Consider the following 26,353-nt stretch of genomic DNA (forward strand, 5'->3'; position numbering starts at 1 on the left):
AAAAAATTACACTTCTATTTAGTTTTACAAAACTTAATTTCCTATAAAATTATAGATAATTTAAACCATACTGTCAACTATTACGAGTTAAAAATTTATCCCTTTCAAGTTAAAAATTCATCCCTTTTACTTACACATCATCAAATTAAGGATAACTCTGTCTGCATCAGCCATTCCAACTACCCCTAAATCTGCCATGTTCTTTATAGTTCTCTCCACATCCTCATGAACAATTCCATCATGAGATGAAACTTCTACCCCTTCCAATGCAAGGGCTGCGCATAGCACTGATGTACCTACTGCTGTAGAAATTTTTAGAGCACATCCTGGCTTTGCTCCATCACAGACCATACCAGATACGTCTGCCACCATATTTTTTATAGCTTTATTTATAGCACATAGTTCTCCTCCTAGCATATAAACAATGGCACAGCTAGCTCCAATTGAAGCTGCAACTCCACATCCACATAGAGCTGAAAGTCTTCCTATAAAGCTTTTTACATGAATAGTTATAAGATCACTAAGGGCTACGGCTCTAACTAAAGTATCATCACTAACTCCTAGTTTTTCTGCCGCTGCAATTACAGGTAAAGTAGCTGTTAATCCTTGGTTTCCACTACCTGCTGTACTCATTACTGGAAGTGTACATCCATCCATTCTTGCATCAACACCTGCAGCAGTTAATCCCATAGCATAGGTTTGAAGTGAATCTGCAAACATCTTACTGTTCTTTCCATCTAATAAAATTTTTCCTGCTTTAAGTCCATATTCTTCATTTCTTCCGGCCTCTGAAACTCTACGATTCATCTCTATACCTTCCATTAAGAACTCTATATCCTCATAGGGTACAGTTTTTATGAATTCATATATATCTTTAACAGATAACTGTTCCTCGTCTCCATTACCCTCTGTAGCTACAGTCTTAACCTCTTCGATTTCAAACAATATCTCTTCATTTCTAGTAATTAAAACTATATTGTTATGTTTATTTTTAATTATTACAGAAGAGCTATCATGGCCCTTATGTCCAATAACCTCTACATAAAGTTTTTCTGGTGCTTTAGTAAGGTCTATTGTAACCTTACCCTCTGCTATATATTCCTTTGATTTTTCAATATCTGATTTAGTAACATCCTTTAAAACCTCTAATCCAGCCTCTGCATTGCCACCAATAGCTCCAAGGGCTGCTGCAATGTTTAAACCAACCATTCCTGTACCAGGTATTCCTACTCCCATACCATTTTTTAGAATATTACAGCTAACAAGAACCGTAACCCTATCTGGAACTCCTCCTAAAGCTTGACTACATTTCGCAGTTGCAAGGGCTAGAGCTATGGGCTCTGTACATCCTAAGGCTGGTATAACTTCTCTTTTAAGAATATTTATGTATGTATTTTTCATTATTAACATCCTTCCTTAATAGACTGTTTTTAATTTAACAGCTCTTTAATTTAAATAGTACATTAATATTTAGGCTCTGTTGAAATTAGGTAATGGTTTACATTATGTGCTAACCTTCTCCATTAGGTTTTAAAGTTTTTTAACATCCTAATTATATCAAAGGGAGGGCTTTATTTCAATATTATTAAAGCCCTCTAAAATATTCTGGTTTAAAGTTATTTTGTCCTGCTAAAAAACCTTCTATATCTGAAAGTAATCTTTCCTTTTCTTTACCTAATACTGCAGCTAGTGGTGCATAGTTTGATGCATGATTGCTTCTAAATATACAATTTGTAAGATCTAGTTCTTTAACAAGGTGATAAACCTCCTCCATTACTTCCCTAGGATTTAAAAGCATAAGAGCTCCTCTTTTTATTTCTTCATATATAGGTGCATCTTCAGGAGTCATAAGGGTTAAAAGGCCTAGATAATCTGGATCTATGGCATTAATAACCTTTGCTGAGTTTAAGGCATGATTTTTCCAGTTCTCTACCCCACCTAAGCCACTTATTAGAGTGCAAGATAGTTTTATTCCACTATCCTTAATTTTTCTTCCAGCCTGAATAAGTTCCTTTGAGGTTGCTCCCTTATTCACTTTAAGCAGAACCTCATCATCTCCGCTTTCTATACCTAGATATACCATTGCCAAACCCTTACTTTTTAAAAGCTTTAGTTCTTCTGGAGTTTTAAGTAAAATAGACTTGGGACTAGCATATACAGTAATGCTTTTACATTCTGAAAATAATTCTTTAATTTTATCCAAAATTGTAATAAGTCTTTCTGTAGGCATGATAAGAGCATCACCATCAGCTATAAATATTTTTTCTATATATCCATACCTCTCCCTAGCCCAAACTAAATCCTCAATTACCTCTTCTAAAGCTCTCATTCTAAACTGCTTTGCCTTATACATATTACAAAAACTACATTTGTTGTGAGAACAACCAATGGTAGCTTGAACTATTAAACTTCTTCCTTCACTAGGTGGTCTATAAACTGCACCTTCATATCTCATAAATTTTCCTCCTTCATATATAGAAATCCTTATCCTAGGATATATCAGCTCTTTCCTCCACCTTTAAATAAGAAGGGAATACTAGAGCTGATAGTCATGGAATAAAAAAGGAATACATCAAAATTTAACTAACCTTAATAGTTAGCCTTTAATTCTGATGGATCCCTTAATTTTTTAACAAATAGTCATGGTATACACTACTAATCATTAATATGTTCATGATTTTTCAAGTGATTCATGCAATATTCCTTATGTCCACTACATTTTGAACAATATCTAAACTCCATATTAGGGTCATCTCTTTCAGTTATTCCACATACAGTACATCTATGACGTACATAATCTTTCATCTCTATGACTTTAAATTTTTCCTTATTCCTCTTAACTTTCTTCTTAGTTTTAAATAACTCTATAAAGTCTTTTCCAAAGAAAATAAAGTAGTTAGCTAAAGAGGCAAGGATCATGAGTTTTATTCCAACTCCACCCATTATAAACTGTTGTGCCAAAAGCACTGCATTTAAAATTCCTAAATACTTAACTTTAACTGGTAAAATGAAAAATAGTAAAACTTCATGGTTAGGATATATAGATGCAAAGGCTAAAAATAAAGTTAAATTTATAAATATCCCTGTAGCAGGACTACCTCCAATTAAAGATACAATTATGGTAGCAATCATCCCTACTAAATAATATATATTAAATTTAAAGCTTCCCCAAGCCTGTTCTAACCCCATACCTATAATATAATAGAAATAAAGGGTAAACAGTATCCAAAAGGCACTGGTTGCTGGTGGAATTAAAATAAAGGTAACTAACCTCCACAATTGACCTGCCATTACTGCCTGAGGTATTAACATTAGGTTTGCCTCTAACCCTGGATTTATAACCTCTAATAAAAATACAGCCAAATTAGCTGCTACAATGTATTTCATCAATCCACTAATGGCATACCTGCCATATTTTCTCTCTAATTTATTTAACCACTTCAATATAATCACTCCTATAAAAATGCAATGAAATTTATCAGCTTTCTTACATTTTACCATATTTTCTCTCTATAGCCTATTCCCTAATAAAATCTTTCATGTAAACATATTATTAAGTTTGTAATTAGTATTGGCTATGAAAAAAGGTATGGAATATAACATTTTTTATATTATATCTCATACCTTAATAATATACCATAATCTATTATTATATACTAAATTTATTTTAACATTCCAAGGAAGTTATCAGCAAATTCATCTGCTAGCTTAAGTTCTTCTTCACTTGGTACAAAGTTAAATTTAAACCCTGGATCAATTACATTAAATTTAAGGCTCTTTAATCTCTCTGAAAGCATAGGCACACTTTCTCCACTCCAACCATAAGATCCAAAAGCTCCAGCAATTTTACCTCTATTTACAATAGCACTAACATGAGCAAGTAAATTCCAAGCTGGCTCCACTGCATCTTGATTTATAGTAGGAGAACCTACTAATATACCACTTGACTTTTCTACAAGAGATACAAGTTCCTCTAAAGGTGTAGTTGTAATTTCATGAACTCCAGCCTTAATTCCTCTTTTTTCAATGGCATCCTTTAAATGATTTGCAACCTTTTCTGTATTTCCATAGGCAGAAACATAGAATATTTGGATGTTTTTTTCTTCAATAACAGCTTCCTTAGCCCAAGTTTTATATAAATTTTTATAATACTCTCTATCATCAATATGAATTGGACCATGGCTAGGAGCAATAATTTCAGTTTCTATATTTTCAATCTTATCAAGGGCCGTATTAATAAATTTTTTGAAAGGTCCCATGATAACATCAAAATAGTATTTCATTTCAGTTTCATAGTTTCCAGAACAACTATCAGTAATGCACCCACTTGGTGAATAGTGACATCCCATAAAATCACATGTAAATAATATCTTTTCATCTGGTAAATAAGTAAATATACTATCAGGCCAGTGAAGATTTGGTGCATTTACGAATCTTAAGGTCTTCTTTCCTATAGATAGCTCTCCTGAAGCATCTATAGAATTAAATTCCATGTTTATAATTCCTTTAAGATATCTTACTGCAGCCTTTGATCCAACAACCTGAGCTTCTGGATATTCCTTTAATAGCTCCTTTAATGAACCACTATGATCAAGTTCTGTATGCTGAACTACAATATAATCTATTTTTTTATCACCAATAATAGATTTAATATTCTTTAAATATTGTTCAAAGTATCCATCCTTAACTGTGTCAACAATAGTGATCTTTTCATCTTCAATTAAATAGGAATTATATGTAGTTCCCATTTTTGTTTCCATTATTATGTCAAATACTCTAAGTTCAGGATTATTAACCCCAACCCAATGAACTGAATTAGTTAATTTTAAAGGTTCCATTTCATTACCTCCGCATTCATATTATCTTCCATACTTACATATTAACAAACAATTATTATCTATTGCAAGATATTCTGCATTATTTTAAAAATTTTTTATAATACAGAAAGAATATATTCAAACCATTTAAATCTCTTATCTTTTGATAATATATATTATTCTGTTTTAATTATCAACTAATACAGTGTATCAGCATCTTGTATGTTTCTCCCCCAAATATATTTCTCTTATATATATATTTTCCTTATTTGTATTTCTCTTATATATATTTCCCTTATTTATATTTCTCTTATATATATTGTTCCTCTTTCACTATATATTATAAGAGAACATATAAATATAGAATTAAAATTTTAATCCAGATATCTTATCTAGATATTTTATCCATATATTTTTATCTAGATATTTTTATTCAGATATATTTTATCCAAATATTTCAAATTTTATATTTACACAAACTAACGTTTGTGTTAAAATTTTTTTATCAGTTATGTTTCCACTTTTTCAAAAAAATGCATATATATTATTAAAGTATTTTAGGGGGTTATATCTATGGATTATTCCAATTTAAAGAATCTTATATTAAAAGCAAAAAATAAAGACCAAACTGCAATGGAAGAATTGATTAATGAATACAAATACCTAATAATTAAACAAGCTTCAAAGGTTCATGTCCGAGGCTATGAAATGGAAGACTTAATTCAAATGGGAAACATAACCTTAATGCGTTGCCTTGAAAAATACACTCCGGAAAAAGGCAATTTTACAGCTTATGTATCCTATGCAATAAAAAATAATTTTAATTACCTAATTAGGCAAAGAGCAAAAGATAATGAAGTACAAACCATCGAAGCCCCAATTGAAACTAACCTTAGAATAGAGGATACTTTAATAGCTGATGCATCAACTGAAGATAGTTTTATAGAAAAAGAAATGTATAAACTTATAAAAAGAGAAGTGGACAACCTCCAAGATAACTTAAGAGATCTAATAACCTTCATATACATAAATTGTGAAGGCAACCTAAAAGATTATTCAAAATCCAGAAACCTAAACTATTCAACAGCAGCAAAAAGAAGAACCGTAGCTCTTAACAAGCTAAGGTCCTCACTTAATTCTTTATGTGTATAAATACTTTCAAAATAATAAGCAATTTAAATAATTCCTAATGAAAATTATTATTCATGACAAGTTAATCATTTGAAACCAAAATTTAATGGTTTCTGCATTGATTAACTTTTGTCATTTCTAAGAATTTTCATATATATCACAAAACTACAATATTATTATGCATATCTACTTTAGCATATCTACGTTAGCATATATACTATGTGTATCCACTTTAGTATATCCTACTTAAATATCTCCTTTAAACCTTCGCTGATAGTCTTGGCTACTTTTTCGTTTCCAGCTTCATTTAGGTTCATATTATCTACAGTATAATCAGCTATGTTTTCTGCTTCTATTCCACTTTCATTAAATAAGTCTATTACTGGTATAGAATTTTTATTACATACTTCTTTAATTGCCATGCAGTAATCCTCTAGACCAAGATCAATGTCATTTTTATCAGGATAGCTTGGCTGTCCTTCAATATATCCATGCTTTAATGGAGTTAGAAATACTAGTTTTGCCTCAGGCTTAGCCTTTTGTGCTGTATTTATAACCGCTTGCACATCTCCGTAAAAGGATTCAACTTCTCCCCCATCATCTTTAGTTCCTAGAGCTCTTCCTTTAGTGTAGTCATTAGTACCTACCATAATAATTATAATATCTGTATCCTTAAGGGCTTCTCCATTAATTAAGTTAAGCATACTACTCATACCTAAGCCATTATTAGAGTTATTTGTTACACTTTTTAAATTCAAAAGAGTTTTTACCTTTTCTTGATATGTACTTCCTTTTGAAACTCCATCTCCAAGAGAAAGTAGATTTTTTCCTTCCAAAATGAACTTTTCTTCACTTCCTTTGATTTCTCCCTCTACATTACCTTCTTTTTTCTCTTCTTCCGGTTTAGATGTTTGATTTATTGAGCTTTCATATAGCTTCTTACTTTCTAAAATCTTTTCTTTTTCCTTCTTAGATCTATTTATACCTAAAGCCAAGGTAGCAATTAACGCAACGGATAATACTATGCATAATATGGTTTGTATCCTATCTTTTCTCATATATTCCCCTCCTTACCAGTATATTATATCCTATATTTGTATGTTTTCAAAGTAATATTTGAACCCATAAAATGGAACGGGGTCAGACCCCCTCCCATTTTATGGGTGGGGGTCTGACCCCGTGGTATTAAATGGTATTTACTGTGCTATGCAGCTTTTTAATGAGTTTACTGCTTTATCTGCAATTCCGCCACCAGTTCTGATGATTATATTTCCAAATCTCTTATCTAACACAGTTTTTTGTTCTGTTGTTAAATCAACTCCTGATAAAACTACTGGTGATCCATTTAGTGCTGCAACTGGACCTGCTGCTAGAGCATCTATTAGTTGTAGTCCTTTTGCTATATATGTTTTATTTACAACACTTCCATAGAATTTATCTATAACCATGGCATTAGTTGCATATCTATCTTTTCCACCTAATCTATTTTTTGATATATTTGCTGAAGTGATTCCATTAACTTTGTTTAAAACACTGTCAGCTACAACGGTAGTACCACCTATGATATAAGCATTTTCTAGGGTCTCTCCTTGTAGCCAACTATAAACTTTAGTTGGAACTTTATCCTTTTCAACTAAAACTATTGCCATCTTATCTCTACCTGCTACTGAAGCTATGGATAGAGCATCTGCTTGACCAAGTCCATTACTTATAACTACTTTACTTACATCATAGCAGTTTTTATCAATATATTTAGCAATCTCTAAAGATGTATCATATCTATCTGTTCCACCAATTCTTTCTACATTAGTTACGCCTAGTGCTTTTAATTCCTTTATTACATTATCATTTACTACAGTTGCTCCACCTACGATAATAGCATTTTTAGCGCCTAATCTCTTTATTTCACCTTTAGTTCCTTCTGGAAGGCTACTTGCTCCTGTTAAAAGTAAAGGTGCTTTTTTAAAGGTTGCTAGTGGTGTTGCAGCTAATCCATCTGCTAAAGCTCCACCATTTGCTATCATTACAGTGTTTGCAGTTGTAAATTGACCTTTACTTAGTCTAACTGCTGTATCATATCTATCAGTACCTATTAATGCATTAACTTGTACATTTCTTGCAACTACATTAATAACTCTAGGTATACTCACTTTATTTCCATCGCTATCTGTTACTGTATAAGTTAAAGTGTATTTACCTACTTTATTTGTATTTATGGTTCCACTAACAGCTATTTTAGAAGTTAAACTTCCATCTTCAAGATCAGCAGCTGTAACTCCAGCCTTTGTATCAAAGACATTTCCTACTGTTACATTCTTAGCTGTAGCTCCTGAAATAACTGGCTTTTGTCCTTTATATGCCACTCCAGTTGAAGCAAAACTATTCTTTATTGCAGTAATCTCATTAGATCCTTTTCCATATAAGTCTGCAGCAGCTTGTGCAAGGCAATATGCCGCTTGCTGAAAATTAGTATCCGGATGCATGTACTGAGTTAATGCTCTGTAATATATCTTTGCAGTCTTATCCATTCCTATATTTTTAGCTATATTATATGCTGCTTTATTGGGAATTCCTGAATTATCATGAACTCCACCATAATCACCATCTTCTGTATTAGGAAGACCAGTAACGTAATTATCCATATGAGCTGGTTGACCATATAGGGTAGGGTCTGCTAAACTTCTTAAGGCATCCCCCTGAATGTTAGGAGTATAAATGTCATCTCCTACAACCCAATCAGCTGGATCAAATTTCCAAGTTCCTCCATTAGCAACATTATACTTATTATAACTTGAAATAAGAACTCCAAACACGTCAGCCATAGATTCATCTAATGCACCTGGTTGATACTCATAGACAAGCCCAGCTGTATACTCTACTATTCCATGAGTCATTTCATGACCAACTACATCTAAATCTCCACTTAGATATGTAAATTCTTCTCCATCTCCATCACCGTAAAACATAGAACCACTAACACTTACACCATCAATAATTGCATTACCTAGCCAAAAAGCATTGTTGTAATCAGAGTTAAAGTGGGTATGAGATTCAATAATCATACCATTATCATCAATACTATTCCTATTAAATAAATTTTTATAAAAACTAAGTACCTTATCTGCATTATAATGAGCGCTAACTGGAGCTTTATCATCTTCGTTTGTAAACTGTCCTGTACTATTTGAAACTACCGTTCTTTTAGTAATATCAATATCTTTCTTCATATCATAGTTATATATGTTACCATGATTGGTTAAATTAATCATTTGATATTGATCTCCTGATTGATTTAAATTTAGCTCTCTAGTTTCTCCTAGAACATCAGTACCTGTTCCAGTTACTGCAGTGTTAAATCTTATCTTATTTTCTGTTTTAATTACCTTGCCAGAATTTACTTCAACAAAGACATCGTAATTTCCTATGGTTGGCTCCATAAAGAAAATATTTATCTTGTAAACTTCATAATTCACGCCATCTTTGGTTACTATTATCTTATCAGTAACTTTTGGTGTATTTTTTATTGTTTTATCTTTAAATTGACCTTTTGCTATTTTAATAGCTTCTTCAGGAGAAATATCCTTACTACCAAGAGTAGTGATTTCTTTATTTTCTTCTAGATTACCATTAACACTAACTATAACTCCGTTTTTATCATAGTGCACATTTATTAAGCTGTTATCCACTTCTGTTCCCTCAATAACTTGTGCAAACTTTACAAAAGTATCTCCTATGTCATCTTTATTTACTTCAAGAACCTTTAGTTCCTCTTTTGCATTGTCAATTCCAAAGATGTCTTTGTTCTCCTGTAAAAATTTAGTCGCTGAGCTTTCGCTTGGAACTTTTTTATCAGAAAGCTCTCCTGATAAAAAGACTTGTCCATCATTTTCCTTTAGTTCTACTGTCTCATCACTTAACTTCTCAAGTTTCTCTATAGCTTGTACTTTTTTTGCTTCTTTATCTACCTTTAATTCTGCAGCAAAGGCAGGTGCCGAAACAGTACAAGTTAATGATAAGCCTAAAATAAGTGAAATAAGTTTTTTTCCCATAATTATCCCCCATCTCTCTAGTAAGTTGTATAACCTTCATAATAGAATTAAACTCCATATTTACAATATTATCATAAATACATAAAGCATATAACCACTTTTAGGATACTTTCAGGTTGATTTTAAGACATTTTAAGAATTTTTAGGATATCTTTGGGCTATTTTTAGGCTATTTTTAGAATCTATTAGGCTTTTGGGGTTAGACCTTTTAGACTTTTTTGTTTTTATAGGCAATATATAAACCTATATCTAGTATCAATTTCAAAAAATTTTAGAATTGCTAGCTAATAAATAATAATTTAATTGGTTACTCTATATATGGAGGTGAAATTTATGAAAGTAAAAGAAATCATGTCAAAAGATGTTGCTTGTTTAACCCCAGAGGATTCTATTGAAAAAGCTGCTCAACTTATGAAACAATATAATGTTGGTTCCATACCAGTATGTAGTAACAAAATGATAAATGGTATAGTTACTGATCGTGATATTGCTTTAAGATCTGTAGCCTCAGGTCAGGATTCAGCCCAAACAAAAGTGAGAAATATCATGACTTCAAACCCTACTGTTGGGAACCCAGAAATGGATGTTCATGATGCTGCTGAAATAATGAGTAGAGAACAGATACGTAGACTTCCAATCGTAGAAAATAATAGTCTTGTAGGTATTGTTTCACTAGGAGATATTTCCCTTGAACCTATTCTTTCTGACAATGCCCAAGATGCTCTTAAGAGTATATCTGAACATACAGGTAACCAAATGTAATTTAAAGTTGGGGTCGCACCCTTTTTTTGGAAGGGGGTCAGACCCCCTTCCAAAAACTGTTAGGGGGTCTGACCCCATTACATTTTTTTGACCCCATTACATTTTATTACATCCTATCTAATACCATTATCAATAAATACCTTGTATGATTTTCTTGCATTTATTTCTCCAAAGTAAGAAAGTATTCTTTCTGTATTTATTATTTTTTCCTTTGATAATCCCAAATACGTACTATAACTACTCCATTTATAATCTTGGACATTTGTTACCATATTTGCTCTTAAGGGATTTAAGTGTATGTATCTACTAACCTCTAATATATACTTATCTTCTTGTATTAATTCAGATCTGTATCTTACTTGAAATAGGTGTCCTATCAAATCATACTTTCTATTAAAGTAAATAGAATACAGCATGTTTATCTTTTTTACGATTTCCTCTGCACATAACATGATATATTGCTCCAGTATACCAAATACGAAGTTTTCTAGCCATATATAATCTCCTTTTATGGAATTTTATTCCTTTAGATTATATCCTTGGATATTTGTTTTAAACATTTAAAACAAATATCTTTAAATAGAAAAAAGAAGAATATTAAAAAATATCCTTCTTCGAATTGGAAAAAAAATCCTCGGGGTCTGACCCCCTGGATTTTTTTTCCTTGGGGTCTGACCCCCTTACAAATTTTGTTAGGGGGTCAGACCCCCTTACATAAACTTGACGTCCTTACATAAATTTACTATTAGCTCCACTACTCTTTCAGTGGATTTACCATCTTGATATTTAAAGTATTTATTTTTAAATTCTTCTACTTTATCAGAATAAGGAACTTCACTTAAAGTGCTTAAAATAGCCTGTACTATTTCTTCTTCAGTTTTACAGATAGGGCCTGGCATAGTTTCTTCGTAGTCCATGTATATTCCACGTTCTTTTTTGTATTGTTCTAAATCTGGTACAAAGAATATCATTGGCTTTTTCATTATTGAGAAATCAAAAATCACTGATGAATAATCTGAAATCAAGTAATCTGCAATGGAAAATAATCTTTTTATACTTTCACCGTTTCCATCAATAATACTTTCATCATTGGCAATTACTCTGTCTCCCAAGGAAGGATGAAGCTTGTATATTATTACATACTCATCTCCCAACTGTTCCTTTAGATATTGCAAATTTATATCTTGATATTTTATATCATATATTGGGTCTCCTCTGAATGTAGGTGCATAGACTATAACTTTTTTCCCTTTTATACTTGGGAATTTCTTAAGCATATGTCTTTTGTACTTTCTCATCTTTTCTTTAGAAAAAAGATTGTCTGTTAAAGGAATTCCTATAGGGAGAACACTATCTTCACTAACCCCAAAGGCAGTTGAGTAATGCTTTTTCCACTCTTCTGAAGTAGCTAAAACATAGTCATAATTTTTTATTGGATATTCTCTCTCTATATCATTCCCAAACTTTTTAATAGCACCACAAGCATGCCAAACTTGTATTACCTTTACTTCCTTTTTCTTAAAATTAGATACAACAAAATTATTATAATCTAAAAGCACTACCTTTGATGTATTTACATGATACACTTGCTTCATACAATTAAATAAATATGCTATATTTCCCTTTAGTGAATTTTCATAATTAGTGAGTATATATACTAATTCATAGGAGTTCTCTTTCTCTAATTTCTTTGAAATAAGTTTAAAATCCCTCTTCAATTTATCACTACAATAACATATGAAGGTAATTTTATTGCTTTTCACTTTAAGGGGATATGTTATTAAATTCACCACAGCCAATATACAATACACTATTATATTTTTCATTTTAATCTTTCCTTTATGATTAATTTCTCAACCACCTTTTGAGAAGCATGTCCATCTTCAAACTCATGGTATTGATCAATAAATTTCTGAAGAGTATCCTTATAAGTTTCAAATATGTTCTTGTCTTTTATTGCTTCTATTAACTCATTTTCATTTTCAAATATTGGTCCTGGCAAATCCTTGTTTACATCTAAATAAAAACCTCTTAATTCCTCTTCATACTCTTTTTTATCATACATATAGAAGAGTATAGGTCTATTTAAAATAGAGTAATCAAAAAATGTGCTTGAATAATCCGTTATTAAAATATCACTTACTACATATAATTCATTAATATCATAATTTTCCGGGAAAATATATAGGAAATCCTCTAAACCCTTAGAATCAAACTTATTAGCAATTAAGTAGTGTGGTTTGAAAATTACTACCCAGTCTTTGCCTAAGTTTTCATGCCACATATTAAAGTTTACCTTTAGCTCAAAATAATAACCTTTATCATTAAACTTATTATCCCTCCAAGTTGGACAATATAATATTACCTTCTTATCTTTAGGTATATTTAGTCTATTTTTAATTTCTTCTATTTTCTCTTCAGTTATATTAACTAAAAAATCATTTCTTGGATATCCAGTTTCAATTACTCTTTCTCTTTCAATATTAAAACAACTCATAAATTTTTCAGTAGAATGTCTATTAGGAGAAAGTAAATAATTATATCTAGCTACATCTACATCGTAGGACTTTAACATCTCATCTCTAGTTTGCTTAGATCTAAAAAATGTTGTTTCCTCTGCCACAGAAATATCGTGGGCCAATCTCTTTAAAGGAGTCCCATGCCAGCATTGAATATATACTTGATTTTTCTTCTTAATGCAGTACTCAGGCAATTTAGAATTTATTACCCAAAACTTAGATTTTGCAAGATAATAAAAATACTTAAGGCCTCTATACTTAATTACCTTGGCACCTTTAATTTCTATATTTGGATTTTTTAATGCCCAAACATATTTAAAGTCATTAAATTCCTCTTTTCCTTGCATATATTCATATACATACTTAGGATTGCACAAATAGCCTCTACCCAAGTGAGCCACAAATAGTATTGTTTTTTCATCAACCTTTATATGCTTATAAAGACTTTTATAAACACATGTTACAAAAAAGAATACTACCTTCTTTAATGTTTTAACTATATTCATATCTCTTCGTCTCCTAACTCTTTAACATAATTATACAATATTTTATTCATATTACAACCATTATTGTAAATTTTATGAAACTCTTAAAGAGGGTTGTCTATAACAACCCTCATCTTTAAAATATTCCCATATGAGACAATTCTTCATAGATATTTTCATACACCTTTTTATCATCAATTGTATCAAAGATAGTGTATCTACCTTTTCTTGTTTCAGGTGCATAGTCCATAACCCTTAAAAATTCTTCTCTTGTCAATTTAGGAAGACTAATTTCTAATCTCTTATATATATCTATTATGTTTGAATAATCTTCCTTATATAGCATTAAGGAAATTATTGTACCCAAGGCTACTTGAATTCCATGGGGCGCCCTTCCACCTAATACGTAATCAATGGAATGACTAATCATATGTTCTGAACCACTACAAGGTCTGCTAGTACCTGCCATTTCCATAGCTACTCCACTCATTATTAATGCATAACTTAAAGTCTCCAAAAACTTATAATCATCCAATGACATTTCTTCTCTAGTTATTATAGATGCAATTGAACTTTTTGATAGCATTACAGCAAAATCATTAATTTTTTCACCATTATATTTCTTTGCCAATTTCCAATCCTTCAATGCCACTATATTAGATATTAAATCTCCCACCCCTGATTGTTTTAATATAAGAGGTGAACTTTTAATTATATCTAAATCAATTAAAATTGCAGTAGCAGGTTCACAACCACAACTATTTGTAATTCCGGTTTTATCTTTTAGAACAGCTATAGGTGATGCTATTCCATCATGAGCTAAAGCAGTTGGCATACTTATAAATTTAACTCTACTCATAAAAGAAACGTACTTACATATATCTAATACTCTACCTCCACCAAATCCTATTATTAAATCTGCCTTAAAATTAAATACTTTTTCATTTAACTTACTAACTTCCTTTATACTATTATCAGTGACACAGAAAATATAATTATCTTCTCCTAATTGGTTAATTATAAAATCTATCTTATCCTTATAAACATTAATTAGATTCTCATCAACAACAAATATATACTTAGAATATTTAATATTTTCTTCTTCTAAAATACTTTTTATATCACTAATAACGTTTCGTTCAACTTTAAGTAGATTTGGTAATTGAAACTTATTTTCCAACGTAATCGCCTCTTTATTCTTATTTTATGTTAAATTGTACTACACTATCTAGTACTCTCTTATAATCTTCTTCAGTATCTATTTCAGTACATTTAAATTCATTTACTTCTTTTGCATTAACTTTAATATTATCAAGTATATTATTTATTGCATCTTCGTAATAAATATTAACCTCTCCATTATTAACAAGTCTTTTTATCTCTTCAAATGTAGCTTGTGCTTCATTCTTTTCAAATTTTAAAATTCCTATATATTCACCAAAACCTTCTTTAGGTGCTATTTTCTTACTAACTTCTACTATTCTATTACCATTTACTTTTACTTTCATTTCTTCTTCATCTAAAACTATATTTGTGTTTACAATCATAAAGCTATCATTAGTTTTATCAATATCCTTTAATATTAATGGATTGTATATGATATCACAATTAAATAATATAAATCCATCTTTTAATTCTTCTTCACAAAGATGAACTGAGTAAATATTATTACTTGTATTGTACTCTGCATTATATCTTAAAGTAATATTTAATTCAGAAAAGTTTTCACTAACATATTCACTTATTTTTTCTGATTTATAACCTGTTATTATTAAGATTTCTTCAATACTTTCCATTGCTTTAATATCATTTAATATTCTTCCTAATAAAGTTGTATTCTCAACTGGCAATAAAGCCTTTGGAATTTCCTTAGTTATATCTCCTAATCTACTTCCCATGCCTGCTGCTAAAATTACTGCTTTCATTTATTTCTCCTCCAATAAATCCATTTTATATTTATATTTTACATTTATATTTTATTTAAATACTGTCTCATAAACACGCTTAGCTGCGTATCCATCATCTAGGTGACAGAATTTATTATAGAACGCTTCTTCTTTTTCTCTATATTCTTCTTTTACTTTTGATATATTTTCTAAAGACTCAATAACTGCTTCAGTAGTCTTTACCACTGGACCTGGTGCCACTTCTGGTAAACTAAAGTAAGCTCCTCTTAAATCATTTGTATACTTATCTAAATCATAGGCAAAGAAAACCATTGGTCTTCTTAAGTTTGCATAATCAAACATAGTTGACGAATAATCTGTAATCATTACATCTGATACTAAATAAAGCTCTTGTATGTCACAGCCTTGAGACATATCATACACAAACCCAGCATAATCAGAAACATTAATTGTATTCGCAATTAAGTAATGCATTCTTAGAATTAAGATATACTCATCACCTAGAGCTTTCATCATCTTATCCAGCTCTAATTCCATAGTCATTTTATAATGACCTTTTCTATAAAAATTATCCTCACGCCATGTTGGTGCATACATTACCACTTTTTTATCCTTAGGTAAATTGAATTTATCCTTTAATTGATTAATGTATTTTTCATTATTTCCTTTATATAAAATATCATTTGCCGGATATCCATAAGGAAGCATTACCTTATCAAAGGAAAAGGCTCTTTTAAATATCTCTGCAGAATAATTATTTTGAGCAATAAGATAATCCCATCTTCTAGAGTTTCTATAGAATTTTTCTTTATAGTCATTAACATCTTTAACCCCTGGCATACTTGCATTAAACATATCATTACCTAAGGTCTTGTATGGTGTACCATGCCAAGTTTGTAAGTAAGAAACCTCTGGTCTTTTAATTATTTCATCAGCTTGTCTTGCATTAAACACCCAATAACCAGCTGTAGCCATGTAATAATAATATTTCAAAGTCTTTCTCTTAACCTTTTTAGCTCTACCTATTACCTCATCCTCAGTATTATTTAAAATCCATATTAATTCATACTTTTTATCTAACCCTTGCTCTACAAAGTAATTATATACATACTTAGGATTTCCTGATACATTTCTTCCTAGAAAACTTTCAAATAGCACCCTTTTCTTTTTAACTGGGCATTTTAAGAATATATCATTATATAATTTTAAACATAGATTTTTATATTTTTTACTAGATTGTACTATATCATACTTACTAAAGAAAATAGAATATCTATTAATCTCAGATACGACATTTTTAAACTCCTGAGTATCAACTTGTGTATATAAAGTTACTCCCTTTAACAGCATCTCATCTACGAAATCCTTCACATTATCACACTTATAATGACAAACATAAGTTTTTTTACCCTTTTTAACAACCTTGCTACATGACAACTCTGTATTTGTAGTTGCAACATTAGTTTTTATCAATCTTGAATTCAATAATTTATCAACATTCTCTTTAGTTCTATATTTTATTTTTAACTTATTCTTTCCAACATATATTGATAAAATCTGATCTATATTTATTTCGCTTTCTACTGATAAAGCTAATTTCTTTTCAACTTCAGTAAGGTAAGCTTTTATTAAAATATTGTCTCTTCCGCCTCTTATCATCTCAGAAAGTATAATATCATCTTCACTATTTTTATAGGATATATCTTCACTTACTAAAACTTCATTATCCTCTAACATCTCTATCTTTAAATTCCATTCCCCAGAAAATGCTCTTTTTATATCCCCTATTTCTTCGCTGCTAATTACATAGCTAAAACTTCCTTGTACTACTTCTAAGGAATTTGCAATAATTATACTGTTATCTGCAGCACTGAGCTTAATAACAGTTTCCACCCCTGGAACCTGAAAAACATCTATAGTAGCATTAAGGTTTCCATTAATTATTATATTACCATCTTCATAACTCATCCTTTTAATAATAGGTGCTATAGCAAGTTTTCCATTTATATCAAAGACTAAACTCTTAGTTTTATCTTCAGATTTAATAATTAAATTCTTCATGCCCTGTTCATCTTCATACTTAATCTTTTGAAATCTTACTTCCTCTTTAAACTTAACATCAAGAACTCTATCTTCAATTATTAGTAATGTATTTACATTACCTTCAACATTCCTTGGTACCTCATCAATATGAATTATAAACCATAGTGTTTCTCCTTGTACTTCACTTGGATTTACTTCAATGTTTTCTTGATTTCTATCGTAAATCATTAACTTAGCCTTCATATCCTCAGTGCCACAACTTTTACTATGATTAGCTTCTGGTTTATAACTCTTAAGTTGTCCTTTAATATGTAGGAAATTCTCTCTAATATAGCTTGTGTCAATTTCAAAATAGCTACTACTTTCATCCTTATACTTTTCTATTATTAGCTCTACTTCATTTTCTCCATTTACAAATATATCAACCACATACATTTGTTTACCTATTTTCAAATTAAAACCTTTACATAAATAGTTTTCACCCATGGTCTTCATTTGATTTAATCTTAGAGAAGTTGTTTCCTCATCATCATTACATAGTATAAATTGAGACTTTTCGCCAAAGAAACACCAATTATTTTTTATTATCTCTTGTAAATCAATTGCATTTTCAAAGTAATTAACCTTTAATAGAACCTTAGGGCTAAACAAAACTAACTTAGATAGCTCCTTATCAGATTTTATATGAATTTTATCATTTTCAATATATACATTTTTTATATACTTGTTTTTCATTATGCCATATCCCTTCTATCCTTTAACCTTCAATAGACACTTTACTTTCTTCAAACATGAAAACAATGCTATTTTGCTCTTACTATCAGTATCTTTATCCCTATTCACTACAATTCTTTTTTCAAAGGCTTCATTTTTCAACTTTTTCTTTTCCTTTGGTGTTTTCTTCTTATATTCATTAACAAAGGCTTCATATTTATCTGCAACACTTTCTAGATCACCATATTCCATTAGGTAACCACCTTCAATCCACAAACCCTTATTACAAAAGCTCTTAATTTGTGATATGGAATGGCTAATAAAAAATATTGTTTTACCTTCTGTTTTGAATTCTTCAATCTTTTTAATACACTTTGCTGAAAAGCTGCTATCTCCTACAGATAAAGCTTCATCGATTATAACTATATCAGGGTTTAGATTTATTGATATAGAAAATCCTAACCTTGATTTCATACCACTAGAATAAGTCTTAAGTGGTTGGTATAAAAAATCTCCTAACTCTGCAAATTCTATAACACCTTCAGTTATTTCATCTATTCTCTTTTTAGACAAACCTAATAGAGCACCCTTCATTTTAATATTTTCAAGGCCTGTTAACTCACTATTTAACCCTGTGTTTATTGCTATTAAAGATTGCTCCCCTACTATTTTAACACTTCCTGCATCCACTTCAGATATTCCAGCTAAAATTGAAGAAAGAGTAGATTTTCCTGAACCATTGGTTCCCAATACACCTACTACATCCCCTTTTTCAACCTTAAAGCTAATATCTTTTAATGCATAAAAATTTCTATGATTTGATTTACCCTTACTTTTCTTCAACTTAAATATCTTAGACACATTTTTAAATTCTACAGAATACTGATTATCCATTGGTTTCACTCCATTTTACATCATGTCAACAAATCTATGTCTAAACTTGTACATTAGTGTACTACCTGCTATAAACATAGTCGTTATAATTACCCAAAACACTATCATCTCATTAACATTAGATAATATTCCCTCATGATAGAAGAAACTATCTCTATACCCCTGAACGATATAATATATTGGATTACACTTCATAATTTTTTGTATATTCTTAGGCATCTTATCCATTGTCCATAATATAGGGGTTATATACATCAACATTCTCATAGTTGCATTAACTATTTTTTTCACATCTCTTGTAAACATATTAAGCACTGATGTTATCATTGCTAGAGATACTGAAAAAGCCATACCACATATTAAATAGTATAACACTTGAAAATTGTATAGGCTAGGTACCATGCCCCTAACAAGAAAAATCACATAAATTATTACCAGCATACATATATGGATAATGGCTTCTTCCACCACCACCGTTGTAGGCAAAATGCTCACTGGAAACTTCATTTTTCTTATTACCTTTATCTTTGAAGAAATAGACGTTACTCCCTTCCTTATTGAGGGACTAATAAAAAACCATACTGCCATTCCAGCTAATAGCCAGTCCAAAAACTCAATTCCATCTACTGGTTTACCACTTCTTATACCTATTCCAAAGACAAACCAATAGGTTGAAATTTGAATTAGTGGATTTAATACATTCCAGAGTATTCCTAATTTAGAGTCTCTGTTTTCTGCTAATATTTCATATTTAGCAATTAAAAAAATCCTATATATATTGCTTATATTTTCACTTACTACATACCTTATGCTCTTTATCATATTTACCTCTTTATCATATCTTCTCTTAAAAATTACTATGATTATAAAAATTTTTTCTTATCTTTCTCTTCAAATCTTATATCATTTTATCACATCAACTAACATCTAACAAGATTTATTACCTTTATGCAAATCCTATGTATAAAAACTCTAATAATAATCTCACTTTTATCTTTGTGTTTAGTTTTCCTTATTTACCTTATTCTGTTTTTATTTATATCTTATACAATAAAATAAGGACTAGCAAATCAACACTAGTCCCATTTTAATGTATATTATTTTCCTATTGCAACTTGCCCTAGACCTAGTTCCTGCTTTATTTTAGTTGTTGATATTTCAGGAGTTCTGCCTAAATATATAACTTTGCAGTATTCTTTAAGGAAATCAAACTTTCCTTTCCAGTCATCTCCAATGACAAAAGTATCCACATGAAATTCCTTTATATCATTAATTTTTTGCTCCCAATTATTTTCTGGAATAACTAAATCTACATATCTAATTGCTTCTAATAATTTTTTTCTCTCCTCATATGAAAAATAACACGTCTTACCTTTAACTTCATTAAACTCATTTGTTGATAAAGCTACTATTAAATAGTCTCCTTGCTCCTTGGCTCTCTTTAATATGTTTATATGACCATAATGCAATAAATCAAATGTGCCGTAGGTAATTACTTTTTTCATTACTAAATTCCTCCAAAAATAAATTACTTTTTTTCCTTTATTTTACTTTATTACTTATTATAATACTATATCTGAAAATCAGCAACTGTTTGGAATAAAATGTAACGGGGTCAGACCCCCTCCCATAAAATGGGTGGGGGTCTGACCCCATTCCATTTCTTTGTAAAAAGTGATAAAATATACTAAAATTAAGTTTAGGGGGGAAATACAATGAATAACTTATTAAATAGGATAAAGGAAGAAATGAAATTAGTAAGTAAAATCAGTGATGTTATTAGAATTGTAGACCCAATAAATATGACTTCAATGATTGCTAAGGAAAATGAAATTGAAGGTATTGAAAGTAAATGCTATGATTTTTGGAAAAGAAATACTAGGTGTAATAACTGCATTTCCATGAGGGCACTAAATAAAAAAGATATATTTATAAAGATAGAATACACTTCTAACAAGGTTTATTTAATAATGGCCATGCCTTGGGATGTAAATGACAAAACATATATTATAGAGACTTTAAAGGATATATCAAAGGATAGAAATATATTTTATGATAAAGATCATAATTCAAATTTAAATAACATTATTGATGAAATAAATGATAATACCATTATTGATAAAATCTCAGGTTTCTATAATAGAGACTATATCGATGAAAGATTACCTGTAGATGTAAATAATTGCATCACTCACGGATATCCCATGTCCATAATTAAGGTAACCATAGATTATTTAAGAAGCATCGGATACAAGTATGGTAAAAATATAGAAGAAAAGATAGTAGCAGATGTAGCTAATATGTTTAAAGAGCTAATTTTAAATAAATCAAATTGGATTGGCAGATATGACATTGATTCATTTCTTATTGTTTTAAATAATGAAAGTAGTAATAAAGAGATTTTAGATATACTGAATCAATTATTTAGCAATTTTACAATTAGATATAATGATATAGATACTAAAGTAACCACAGATACGGTAGTATACTCCATTGATGGTATAAATAAAAATGTTGAAAGTATTTTAGAAGAAATCCATGATCAGTTCCACGGAAAGAATTATAATAATATTCATTGTGGTAATGGAGAGCTAAATAATGAAAGGTTGTCTAAACTTCACTACAAAATTAAAGACATGCAAGAGGTTTTAAACGAAGTATGTGTGACAGTAGAAGATAACATTGATTATGAAAAAAGGTTAGAAATTAGCCAATATTTAGATGAACTCATTGTAATGTATATGCAAAGCTTAAGAAAATGTAGTAATGACTAAAAATTATAATCAGACCCCTGATACAAAATACAAGGGGTCTGATTATATGTCATATTTAACTATTAAAAATTTTCCTTAGGATACTATATAAATATAAAGCTATGAAGAGTTTAGTTAAAGAACCCGTACCCTTTAACTTATCTGCTCCTTTTTCATATCTAGGAAATAAAATCTCTCTAAAGTAACGACGAAACCATATTTCTTTTCTCCCTTACTATTAATATAACTATCAGTGTTTATCTTTCCTTCAACCCCTAACTTACTGCCTTTTGTAACATATTGGTAAAGTATTTCTGCCTGCCTACCAAAGGCAACTACATTAATAAAAGCAGCATTGTTATCCTTATCTTTATGTCTATACTCATTTACAGCTAATGTAAACTTAGTATAGCTTCCTTTCCCCTCTGAGCCATCATAAGTTTTTAATTCTAGCTCCCTTACTACGTTACCAATTAAAGTTACTTTATTCATAAAACATTACCTCCATAAGTTAATTTGTTTTAATTATTAACACGAACATACAATCTTATTCAATATATTTAAAATAATTTAAAAAGCATACAAAACTATTAATTTGTATGCTAAGCCTCTGACTCCATGATAATTTTGTTCACTTATTAATAAAATCAGTTTATAATTATAAAATGTATATAAAAAATCGCATATAAAAATTTAAAAATGTAACAAATCACTTAAATGAATAAGTTTTACTTATATTTTTTTCATAAGGAGAATTGCTAGAATGCTAAAAAATAATCACATTAACTATATTATAACTATTTTTTCAATATCTACTTGTATTATTAGTTTAATCTTCTTTATATTAGCAGCACATTACATATCCCTAGAATTTATTAATGTTATAGGAGAAGGAGCAATGGATTCTGCTTCTCTATTAGCAAAACACATTACCTTAAGCAACAAAGATGTGGACAAACTAGTAAACATGGATTATTCCGATATTGCCTCATATAGCAAAAATAAGGAACTGCAATCATTGATAGAAAATATCGACTTTGCTTACGATTTTGATTGTGTATATGTGGTTCATAGGTTAAAACCAAATGAGATTAAATATACTATAAATGAAGAAAATAAAGACTTTTTCAAAAGTGAAGTTGGAACACCACTTGATATAATCTGGTTATTGGATGTCCCTATATTGGCCACTGATGAAATGAGCTATGAAGAGTATTTTTCAAAGGATATTAAACGTTTTACTTATTCAAATGATCATTTCACCACTTTATTAAATGAAATAAAGCCATCTTTTTCATTTATAGAAGATGAATATGGAAGGGTAATATCAAGTTGTGTTCCTCTTTGGAGTTTAGAAGGAGATTTCATTGGATATTTAGGACTGGATATAAGGATGGATACATATAAACATTATAGAGATAAAATAATACTCTTATTAGGAATATTATTTTTGTGTACAACAATATCTCTTTCTTTTATATTTTCCAGTATTTATTTAAGAAGTATAAAGAAATCACGAAAGAAAATATATTATGACACTCTTACCAATACATATAATCGACGTTATTATGATGAATGTTTTGAAGATATTATGAATTCTAAAGATACTATGAATTCCTTTGTTTCTGTGATGATGATAGATGTAGATGACTTCAAGAAAATTAATGACAAATATGGACACGAAAAAGGAGATCAATGTTTGCGTAAAATTTCAGAGATTTTCACTAAAAGTTCTGTTGACATATTAATTCGTTACGGTGGCGATGAATTTATCGCTGGTTGTTTTACAATGAATAAACAGCGATTAACAGAAATCATGGATAGTATTATGTATGAAATTAGTTTACTTAATTTATTCAATGACGAAAATAAAATAACACTTTCTATAGGTATATGTACAGTATATAAAGATAATTTTAATATGAAAAATTTTAAAAAATTAATATCTAGAGCAGATGAAAACTTGTATGTTGCAAAGAAAAATGGAAGAAACCAATACTATATAACAGAATATACTTCATGTTCTTAGCTTTTTATATTTTTATGTTCTTCTTGGGGTTTTATTCCTGAGGCTGTAGACTATCAGCTGCTTCTAGCTTACTATCAGCATAAATGCTGATTATAGAAAAAAAAGAAGAAGACTAAAATATTCTTCTTCCATTTGGCAGATCTCTGGAATTAAATGTCATGGGGTCTGACCCCCTTCCATTACTTTCCTTTATTTTTATCCAACTTAATATAGTGCTTCTCTCCATTGAAGTAAATACATAGCTCCATTTCACCGTTAATTACCTCTTTTGGTACTTCAATAAGAGAATGTACTTTGGTGGTTGCTAATGGTGCAATACTTATGTAACTCTCAAGAGAGGATCCATCAGGCTCTTCAGCTACTATGAATCCATTATAAGTATACTTCCCATCGTATAAAACTTTAGCATTAAAGAACTTTTTAGCTTCGTAATCCGATGACCTAAGATTCTTTATCTCTGTAATTACATCGATATATATATTATTAGTATCTTCTACTTCATAGTGAGTATAGAAGTCACCTGGATTTGAAGGTAAAACATCCTTAGTATACTCTACAGCCTTTAGAGTAAATTCAGCATAATCCTCACCAACTAGTTTATCTCCAAAATTAATAGACTTTTTCTCTATTGGCACTGCTAGTGTATCATAATTTAGATTGTACTTTTTATCATTTACCATAAAGGTAATAGTTGATTCTCCTAAGCTATCTTTACTTACCTGGGTTGAACAATATACTATTCCTGAAGAAAGTGGTGATAATACTTTATATTCACTTAAGGTTGTATCATCATCTGTTAATAATAAAAATAGATTACTTACATATTTAGATTTATCCTTGTTAATTGATACATTTGCAATTTTGTCTATACCCACATCTTCAGAAGATAAATTTTTCACTTCTAAGATAGCCGTTACGTATGTATTATTACTATCATCATTCTCATATATTAAAGAAAACCCATCGTTTTTAGGTGGCTCTACCTTATCACTAACTTCTACTCCCTTAACGGTAATTTCAGCATAATTTTCTATAATAAACTTTTCCCCTATATTAACTACGCTTTCACTACTTGTTTCTTTTACTTTCTTTGATGTTGAATTATTATCATTACCACATCCGGTTAAAAGCACTAACATAATAATTGTAATTATAAAGGTGAATCTACATTTCTTCACATTCTCATCTCCCTAGTATAATTTCTACTTTTATTTAGTATCTTCTAAATCATCTGGATATACAACGGTATCAAACACTTCTCCTGTTTCGAAGTTCTTTTCGTCAATAGTAATATGTATTTTCTCTGTTTCTACACCGCTATATACATTGTAATACAATGCAGCTATACCTATACCAAAGGTAGCTAAAGCCTCCAGACTTTCCTCGTACTCAGCTTGAACAACTTCTAAAGTAATATTAGTAAAGTCATCATTATATTTTACATCCTTTATGGAAGGATAATCTCCTGAGGTTTTTATATCTTCAATGGATTTTATTACTGAAGTTTTCATTTCAGTCATCATTTCCTTATGTTTACTCTTAGACATTTTAACTGTCATTGAACCATCTTCATTAACAGTAGTCTCTTTAGCTCCATCATTTTTCATTTCTTCAGCTTTGGCATTAATATCTTCACCTTCAAATATTGATGCTGGCAATGTTAATGTAACATCTAAAAGACCCTTGTCCACTTCAATGCTTTCATTATTCTCTGTAGCAGCAGTTGTATCTCCCTCTTTAGTATTCTTAGCTTCACCTGAATTTCCACAACCAGCTAATAAAAATGTTGCTGTACAAAGTAATGCGATTAGTCTTTTCCTCTTCATTTATTTTATCCCCCTCTTATTTGGTCATTAATTATTAACAATTCAATTACTATTTGTTAATAATTCACTGTCAGAACAATTATACATTAGAATATAGTCTATGTAAAACGTATTCAATATATTTTACTGATAAATAATTCTATAAAATCTAAGCTGTTGATTTATAATTATGGGTAGATTTAACCCCGATGGGGAAAACCAAACCTCTCCCAGCCTACCGGCTCAGCATAAATGCTTATTACGCAAAAAAGAAGAATACTAAAATATTCTTCTTTCATTGAGCAGAGCTCCTAGAATTAGAGACTAGTTTCAATAAAATGTACCCTAAGTCAAGGACATTTTATAAAAAGACCCTAAGATAAAAGATGATTTCTGTATTGAACAGGAGTCATCTTTTTTAAGTTCCATTGGCATCTATACTTAT

22 protein-coding genes are annotated in these 26,353 nt (G+C 30.0%); 4 read left to right on the plus strand and 18 right to left on the minus strand.

Features of this window, described 5'->3' with window-relative positions; all coding sequences use genetic code 11:
* Nucleotides 1-126: 126 nt before the first annotated feature.
* The 4 genes from ACTNBA_RS16990 to ACTNBA_RS17005 form a co-directional block, all read right to left on the minus strand.
* A complete protein-coding gene (locus ACTNBA_RS16990) occupies nucleotides 127-1,401 on the minus strand; it encodes an L-cysteine desulfidase family protein (RefSeq protein WP_441075488.1) in 1,275 nt (424 codons plus the stop codon).
* A 184-nt stretch (nucleotides 1,402-1,585) separates the two neighbouring features.
* Nucleotides 1,586-2,455, minus strand: coding sequence for a radical SAM protein (locus ACTNBA_RS16995; RefSeq protein WP_441075489.1), 870 nt, complete (start codon nucleotides 2,453-2,455; stop codon nucleotides 1,586-1,588).
* A 200-nt stretch (nucleotides 2,456-2,655) separates the two neighbouring features.
* On the minus strand, nucleotides 2,656-3,453 hold the full coding sequence (locus ACTNBA_RS17000) for a rhomboid family intramembrane serine protease (protein ID WP_441075506.1): 798 nt from the start codon (nucleotides 3,451-3,453) through the stop codon (nucleotides 2,656-2,658).
* A 209-nt stretch (nucleotides 3,454-3,662) separates the two neighbouring features.
* Nucleotides 3,663-4,838: an FprA family A-type flavoprotein gene (locus ACTNBA_RS17005; RefSeq protein ID WP_441075490.1), complete on the minus strand. Its 1,176-nt coding sequence runs from the start codon at nucleotides 4,836-4,838 to the stop codon at nucleotides 3,663-3,665.
* A gap of 552 nt (nucleotides 4,839-5,390) precedes the next feature.
* Between ACTNBA_RS17005 and ACTNBA_RS17010 the strand changes: the two genes are divergently transcribed.
* A complete protein-coding gene (locus ACTNBA_RS17010; RefSeq protein WP_441075491.1) occupies nucleotides 5,391-5,969 on the plus strand; it encodes a sigma-70 family RNA polymerase sigma factor in 579 nt (192 codons plus the stop codon).
* Between the two features lie 221 nt (nucleotides 5,970-6,190).
* Here the strand turns inward: ACTNBA_RS17010 and ACTNBA_RS17015 are convergent, their stop codons facing one another.
* Nucleotides 6,191-7,006 (minus strand): SGNH/GDSL hydrolase family protein, encoded by an 816-nt coding sequence (locus ACTNBA_RS17015; RefSeq protein WP_441075492.1) that lies wholly within the window; start codon nucleotides 7,004-7,006, stop codon nucleotides 6,191-6,193.
* Between the two features lie 138 nt (nucleotides 7,007-7,144).
* Entirely contained in the window at nucleotides 7,145-9,997 is a 2,853-nt protein-coding gene (locus ACTNBA_RS17020; RefSeq protein WP_441075493.1) for a M4 family metallopeptidase, read from the minus strand.
* Nucleotides 9,998-10,330: 333 nt separating this feature from the next.
* Between ACTNBA_RS17020 and ACTNBA_RS17025 the strand changes: the two genes are divergently transcribed.
* Nucleotides 10,331-10,759, plus strand: coding sequence for a CBS domain-containing protein (locus tag ACTNBA_RS17025; RefSeq protein ID WP_150844273.1), 429 nt, complete (start codon nucleotides 10,331-10,333; stop codon nucleotides 10,757-10,759).
* 113 nt (nucleotides 10,760-10,872) lie between these two features.
* Here ACTNBA_RS17025 and ACTNBA_RS17030 read toward each other — a convergent pair whose 3' ends face one another.
* From ACTNBA_RS17030 to tagD, 9 genes are all read right to left on the minus strand, one after another.
* Nucleotides 10,873-11,211: a transposase gene (locus ACTNBA_RS17030; protein WP_441075494.1), complete on the minus strand. Its 339-nt coding sequence runs from the start codon at nucleotides 11,209-11,211 to the stop codon at nucleotides 10,873-10,875.
* Between the two features lie 258 nt (nucleotides 11,212-11,469).
* Complete coding sequence (locus tag ACTNBA_RS17035) at nucleotides 11,470-12,585, minus strand: CDP-glycerol glycerophosphotransferase family protein (RefSeq protein ID WP_441075495.1); 1,116 nt, start codon at nucleotides 12,583-12,585, stop codon at nucleotides 11,470-11,472.
* A complete protein-coding gene (locus tag ACTNBA_RS17040) occupies nucleotides 12,582-13,784 on the minus strand; it encodes a CDP-glycerol glycerophosphotransferase family protein (protein ID WP_441075496.1) in 1,203 nt (400 codons plus the stop codon). The genes ACTNBA_RS17035 and ACTNBA_RS17040 overlap by 4 nt, the downstream gene beginning before the upstream one ends.
* Before the next feature lie 115 nt (nucleotides 13,785-13,899).
* A complete protein-coding gene (locus ACTNBA_RS17045; RefSeq protein WP_441075497.1) occupies nucleotides 13,900-14,943 on the minus strand; it encodes an iron-containing alcohol dehydrogenase family protein in 1,044 nt (347 codons plus the stop codon).
* Between the two features lie 19 nt (nucleotides 14,944-14,962).
* On the minus strand, nucleotides 14,963-15,688 hold the full coding sequence (locus ACTNBA_RS17050; protein ID WP_441075498.1) for a phosphocholine cytidylyltransferase family protein: 726 nt from the start codon (nucleotides 15,686-15,688) through the stop codon (nucleotides 14,963-14,965).
* Nucleotides 15,689-15,739: 51 nt separating this feature from the next.
* Nucleotides 15,740-18,448 (minus strand): CDP-glycerol glycerophosphotransferase family protein, encoded by a 2,709-nt coding sequence (locus ACTNBA_RS17055; RefSeq protein ID WP_441075499.1) that lies wholly within the window; start codon nucleotides 18,446-18,448, stop codon nucleotides 15,740-15,742.
* Between the two features lie 15 nt (nucleotides 18,449-18,463).
* On the minus strand, nucleotides 18,464-19,321 hold the full coding sequence (locus tag ACTNBA_RS17060) for an ABC transporter ATP-binding protein (protein ID WP_150844266.1): 858 nt from the start codon (nucleotides 19,319-19,321) through the stop codon (nucleotides 18,464-18,466).
* A 15-nt stretch (nucleotides 19,322-19,336) separates the two neighbouring features.
* Nucleotides 19,337-20,143: an ABC transporter permease gene (locus tag ACTNBA_RS17065; protein WP_441075500.1), complete on the minus strand. Its 807-nt coding sequence runs from the start codon at nucleotides 20,141-20,143 to the stop codon at nucleotides 19,337-19,339.
* A 275-nt stretch (nucleotides 20,144-20,418) separates the two neighbouring features.
* Complete coding sequence (gene tagD / locus ACTNBA_RS17070; RefSeq protein WP_441075501.1) at nucleotides 20,419-20,826, minus strand: glycerol-3-phosphate cytidylyltransferase; 408 nt, start codon at nucleotides 20,824-20,826, stop codon at nucleotides 20,419-20,421.
* Between the two features lie 210 nt (nucleotides 20,827-21,036).
* Between tagD and ACTNBA_RS17075 the strand changes: the two genes are divergently transcribed.
* Nucleotides 21,037-22,095 (plus strand): diguanylate cyclase domain-containing protein, encoded by a 1,059-nt coding sequence (locus ACTNBA_RS17075; RefSeq protein WP_441075502.1) that lies wholly within the window; start codon nucleotides 21,037-21,039, stop codon nucleotides 22,093-22,095.
* Between the two features lie 132 nt (nucleotides 22,096-22,227).
* Here the strand turns inward: ACTNBA_RS17075 and ACTNBA_RS17080 are convergent, their stop codons facing one another.
* Nucleotides 22,228-22,566 (minus strand): single-stranded DNA-binding protein, encoded by a 339-nt coding sequence (locus ACTNBA_RS17080; protein ID WP_346868471.1) that lies wholly within the window; start codon nucleotides 22,564-22,566, stop codon nucleotides 22,228-22,230.
* 271 nt (nucleotides 22,567-22,837) lie between these two features.
* Here ACTNBA_RS17080 and ACTNBA_RS17085 point away from each other — a divergent pair, with 271 nt between their 5' ends.
* Nucleotides 22,838-24,103 (plus strand): GGDEF domain-containing protein, encoded by a 1,266-nt coding sequence (locus tag ACTNBA_RS17085; RefSeq protein ID WP_441075503.1) that lies wholly within the window; start codon nucleotides 22,838-22,840, stop codon nucleotides 24,101-24,103.
* Nucleotides 24,104-24,282: 179 nt separating this feature from the next.
* Here ACTNBA_RS17085 and ACTNBA_RS17090 read toward each other — a convergent pair whose 3' ends face one another.
* Nucleotides 24,283-25,281, minus strand: a complete 999-nt coding sequence (locus tag ACTNBA_RS17090) for a hypothetical protein (RefSeq protein WP_441075504.1) — start codon at nucleotides 25,279-25,281, stop codon at nucleotides 24,283-24,285.
* 30 nt (nucleotides 25,282-25,311) lie between these two features.
* Nucleotides 25,312-25,929 (minus strand): LptM family lipoprotein, encoded by a 618-nt coding sequence (locus ACTNBA_RS17095; RefSeq protein ID WP_441075505.1) that lies wholly within the window; start codon nucleotides 25,927-25,929, stop codon nucleotides 25,312-25,314.
* Between the last annotated feature and the right edge of the window lie 424 nt (nucleotides 25,930-26,353).

The sequence above is a fragment of the Clostridium sulfidigenes genome (assembly GCF_052067195.1).
Classification (GTDB): domain Bacteria; phylum Bacillota; class Clostridia; order Clostridiales; family Clostridiaceae; genus Clostridium_J; species Clostridium_J sulfidigenes.

Excerpts from the sequence above, each read along its gene's own strand:
- ACTNBA_RS17030 (WP_441075494.1), bottom strand. The coding sequence starts at position 11,211 with ATGTTATGTGCAGAGGAAATCGTAAAAAAGATAAACATGCTGTATTCT.
- ACTNBA_RS17025 (WP_150844273.1), top strand. The coding sequence starts at position 10,331 with ATGAAAGTAAAAGAAATCATGTCAAAAGATGTTGCTTGTTTAACCCCA.
- ACTNBA_RS17085 (WP_441075503.1), top strand. The coding sequence starts at position 22,838 with ATGCTAAAAAATAATCACATTAACTATATTATAACTATTTTTTCAATA.
- ACTNBA_RS16995 (WP_441075489.1), bottom strand. The coding sequence starts at position 2,455 with ATGAGATATGAAGGTGCAGTTTATAGACCACCTAGTGAAGGAAGAAGT.
- ACTNBA_RS17050 (WP_441075498.1), bottom strand. The coding sequence starts at position 15,688 with ATGAAAGCAGTAATTTTAGCAGCAGGCATGGGAAGTAGATTAGGAGAT.
- ACTNBA_RS17040 (WP_441075496.1), bottom strand. The coding sequence starts at position 13,784 with ATGAATATAGTTAAAACATTAAAGAAGGTAGTATTCTTTTTTGTAACA.
- ACTNBA_RS17035 (WP_441075495.1), bottom strand. The coding sequence starts at position 12,585 with ATGAAAAATATAATAGTGTATTGTATATTGGCTGTGGTGAATTTAATA.
- ACTNBA_RS17015 (WP_441075492.1), bottom strand. The coding sequence starts at position 7,006 with ATGAGAAAAGATAGGATACAAACCATATTATGCATAGTATTATCCGTT.
- ACTNBA_RS17065 (WP_441075500.1), bottom strand. The coding sequence starts at position 20,143 with ATGATAAAGAGCATAAGGTATGTAGTAAGTGAAAATATAAGCAATATA.
- ACTNBA_RS17055 (WP_441075499.1), bottom strand. The coding sequence starts at position 18,448 with ATGAAAAACAAGTATATAAAAAATGTATATATTGAAAATGATAAAATT.
- ACTNBA_RS16990 (WP_441075488.1), bottom strand. The coding sequence starts at position 1,401 with ATGAAAAATACATACATAAATATTCTTAAAAGAGAAGTTATACCAGCC.
- ACTNBA_RS17020 (WP_441075493.1), bottom strand. The coding sequence starts at position 9,997 with ATGGGAAAAAAACTTATTTCACTTATTTTAGGCTTATCATTAACTTGT.
- ACTNBA_RS17060 (WP_150844266.1), bottom strand. The coding sequence starts at position 19,321 with ATGGATAATCAGTATTCTGTAGAATTTAAAAATGTGTCTAAGATATTT.
- ACTNBA_RS17080 (WP_346868471.1), bottom strand. The coding sequence starts at position 22,566 with ATGAATAAAGTAACTTTAATTGGTAACGTAGTAAGGGAGCTAGAATTA.
- ACTNBA_RS17005 (WP_441075490.1), bottom strand. The coding sequence starts at position 4,838 with ATGGAACCTTTAAAATTAACTAATTCAGTTCATTGGGTTGGGGTTAAT.
- ACTNBA_RS17095 (WP_441075505.1), bottom strand. The coding sequence starts at position 25,929 with ATGAAGAGGAAAAGACTAATCGCATTACTTTGTACAGCAACATTTTTA.
- tagD (WP_441075501.1), bottom strand. The coding sequence starts at position 20,826 with ATGAAAAAAGTAATTACCTACGGCACATTTGATTTATTGCATTATGGT.
- ACTNBA_RS17075 (WP_441075502.1), top strand. The coding sequence starts at position 21,037 with ATGAATAACTTATTAAATAGGATAAAGGAAGAAATGAAATTAGTAAGT.
- ACTNBA_RS17010 (WP_441075491.1), top strand. The coding sequence starts at position 5,391 with ATGGATTATTCCAATTTAAAGAATCTTATATTAAAAGCAAAAAATAAA.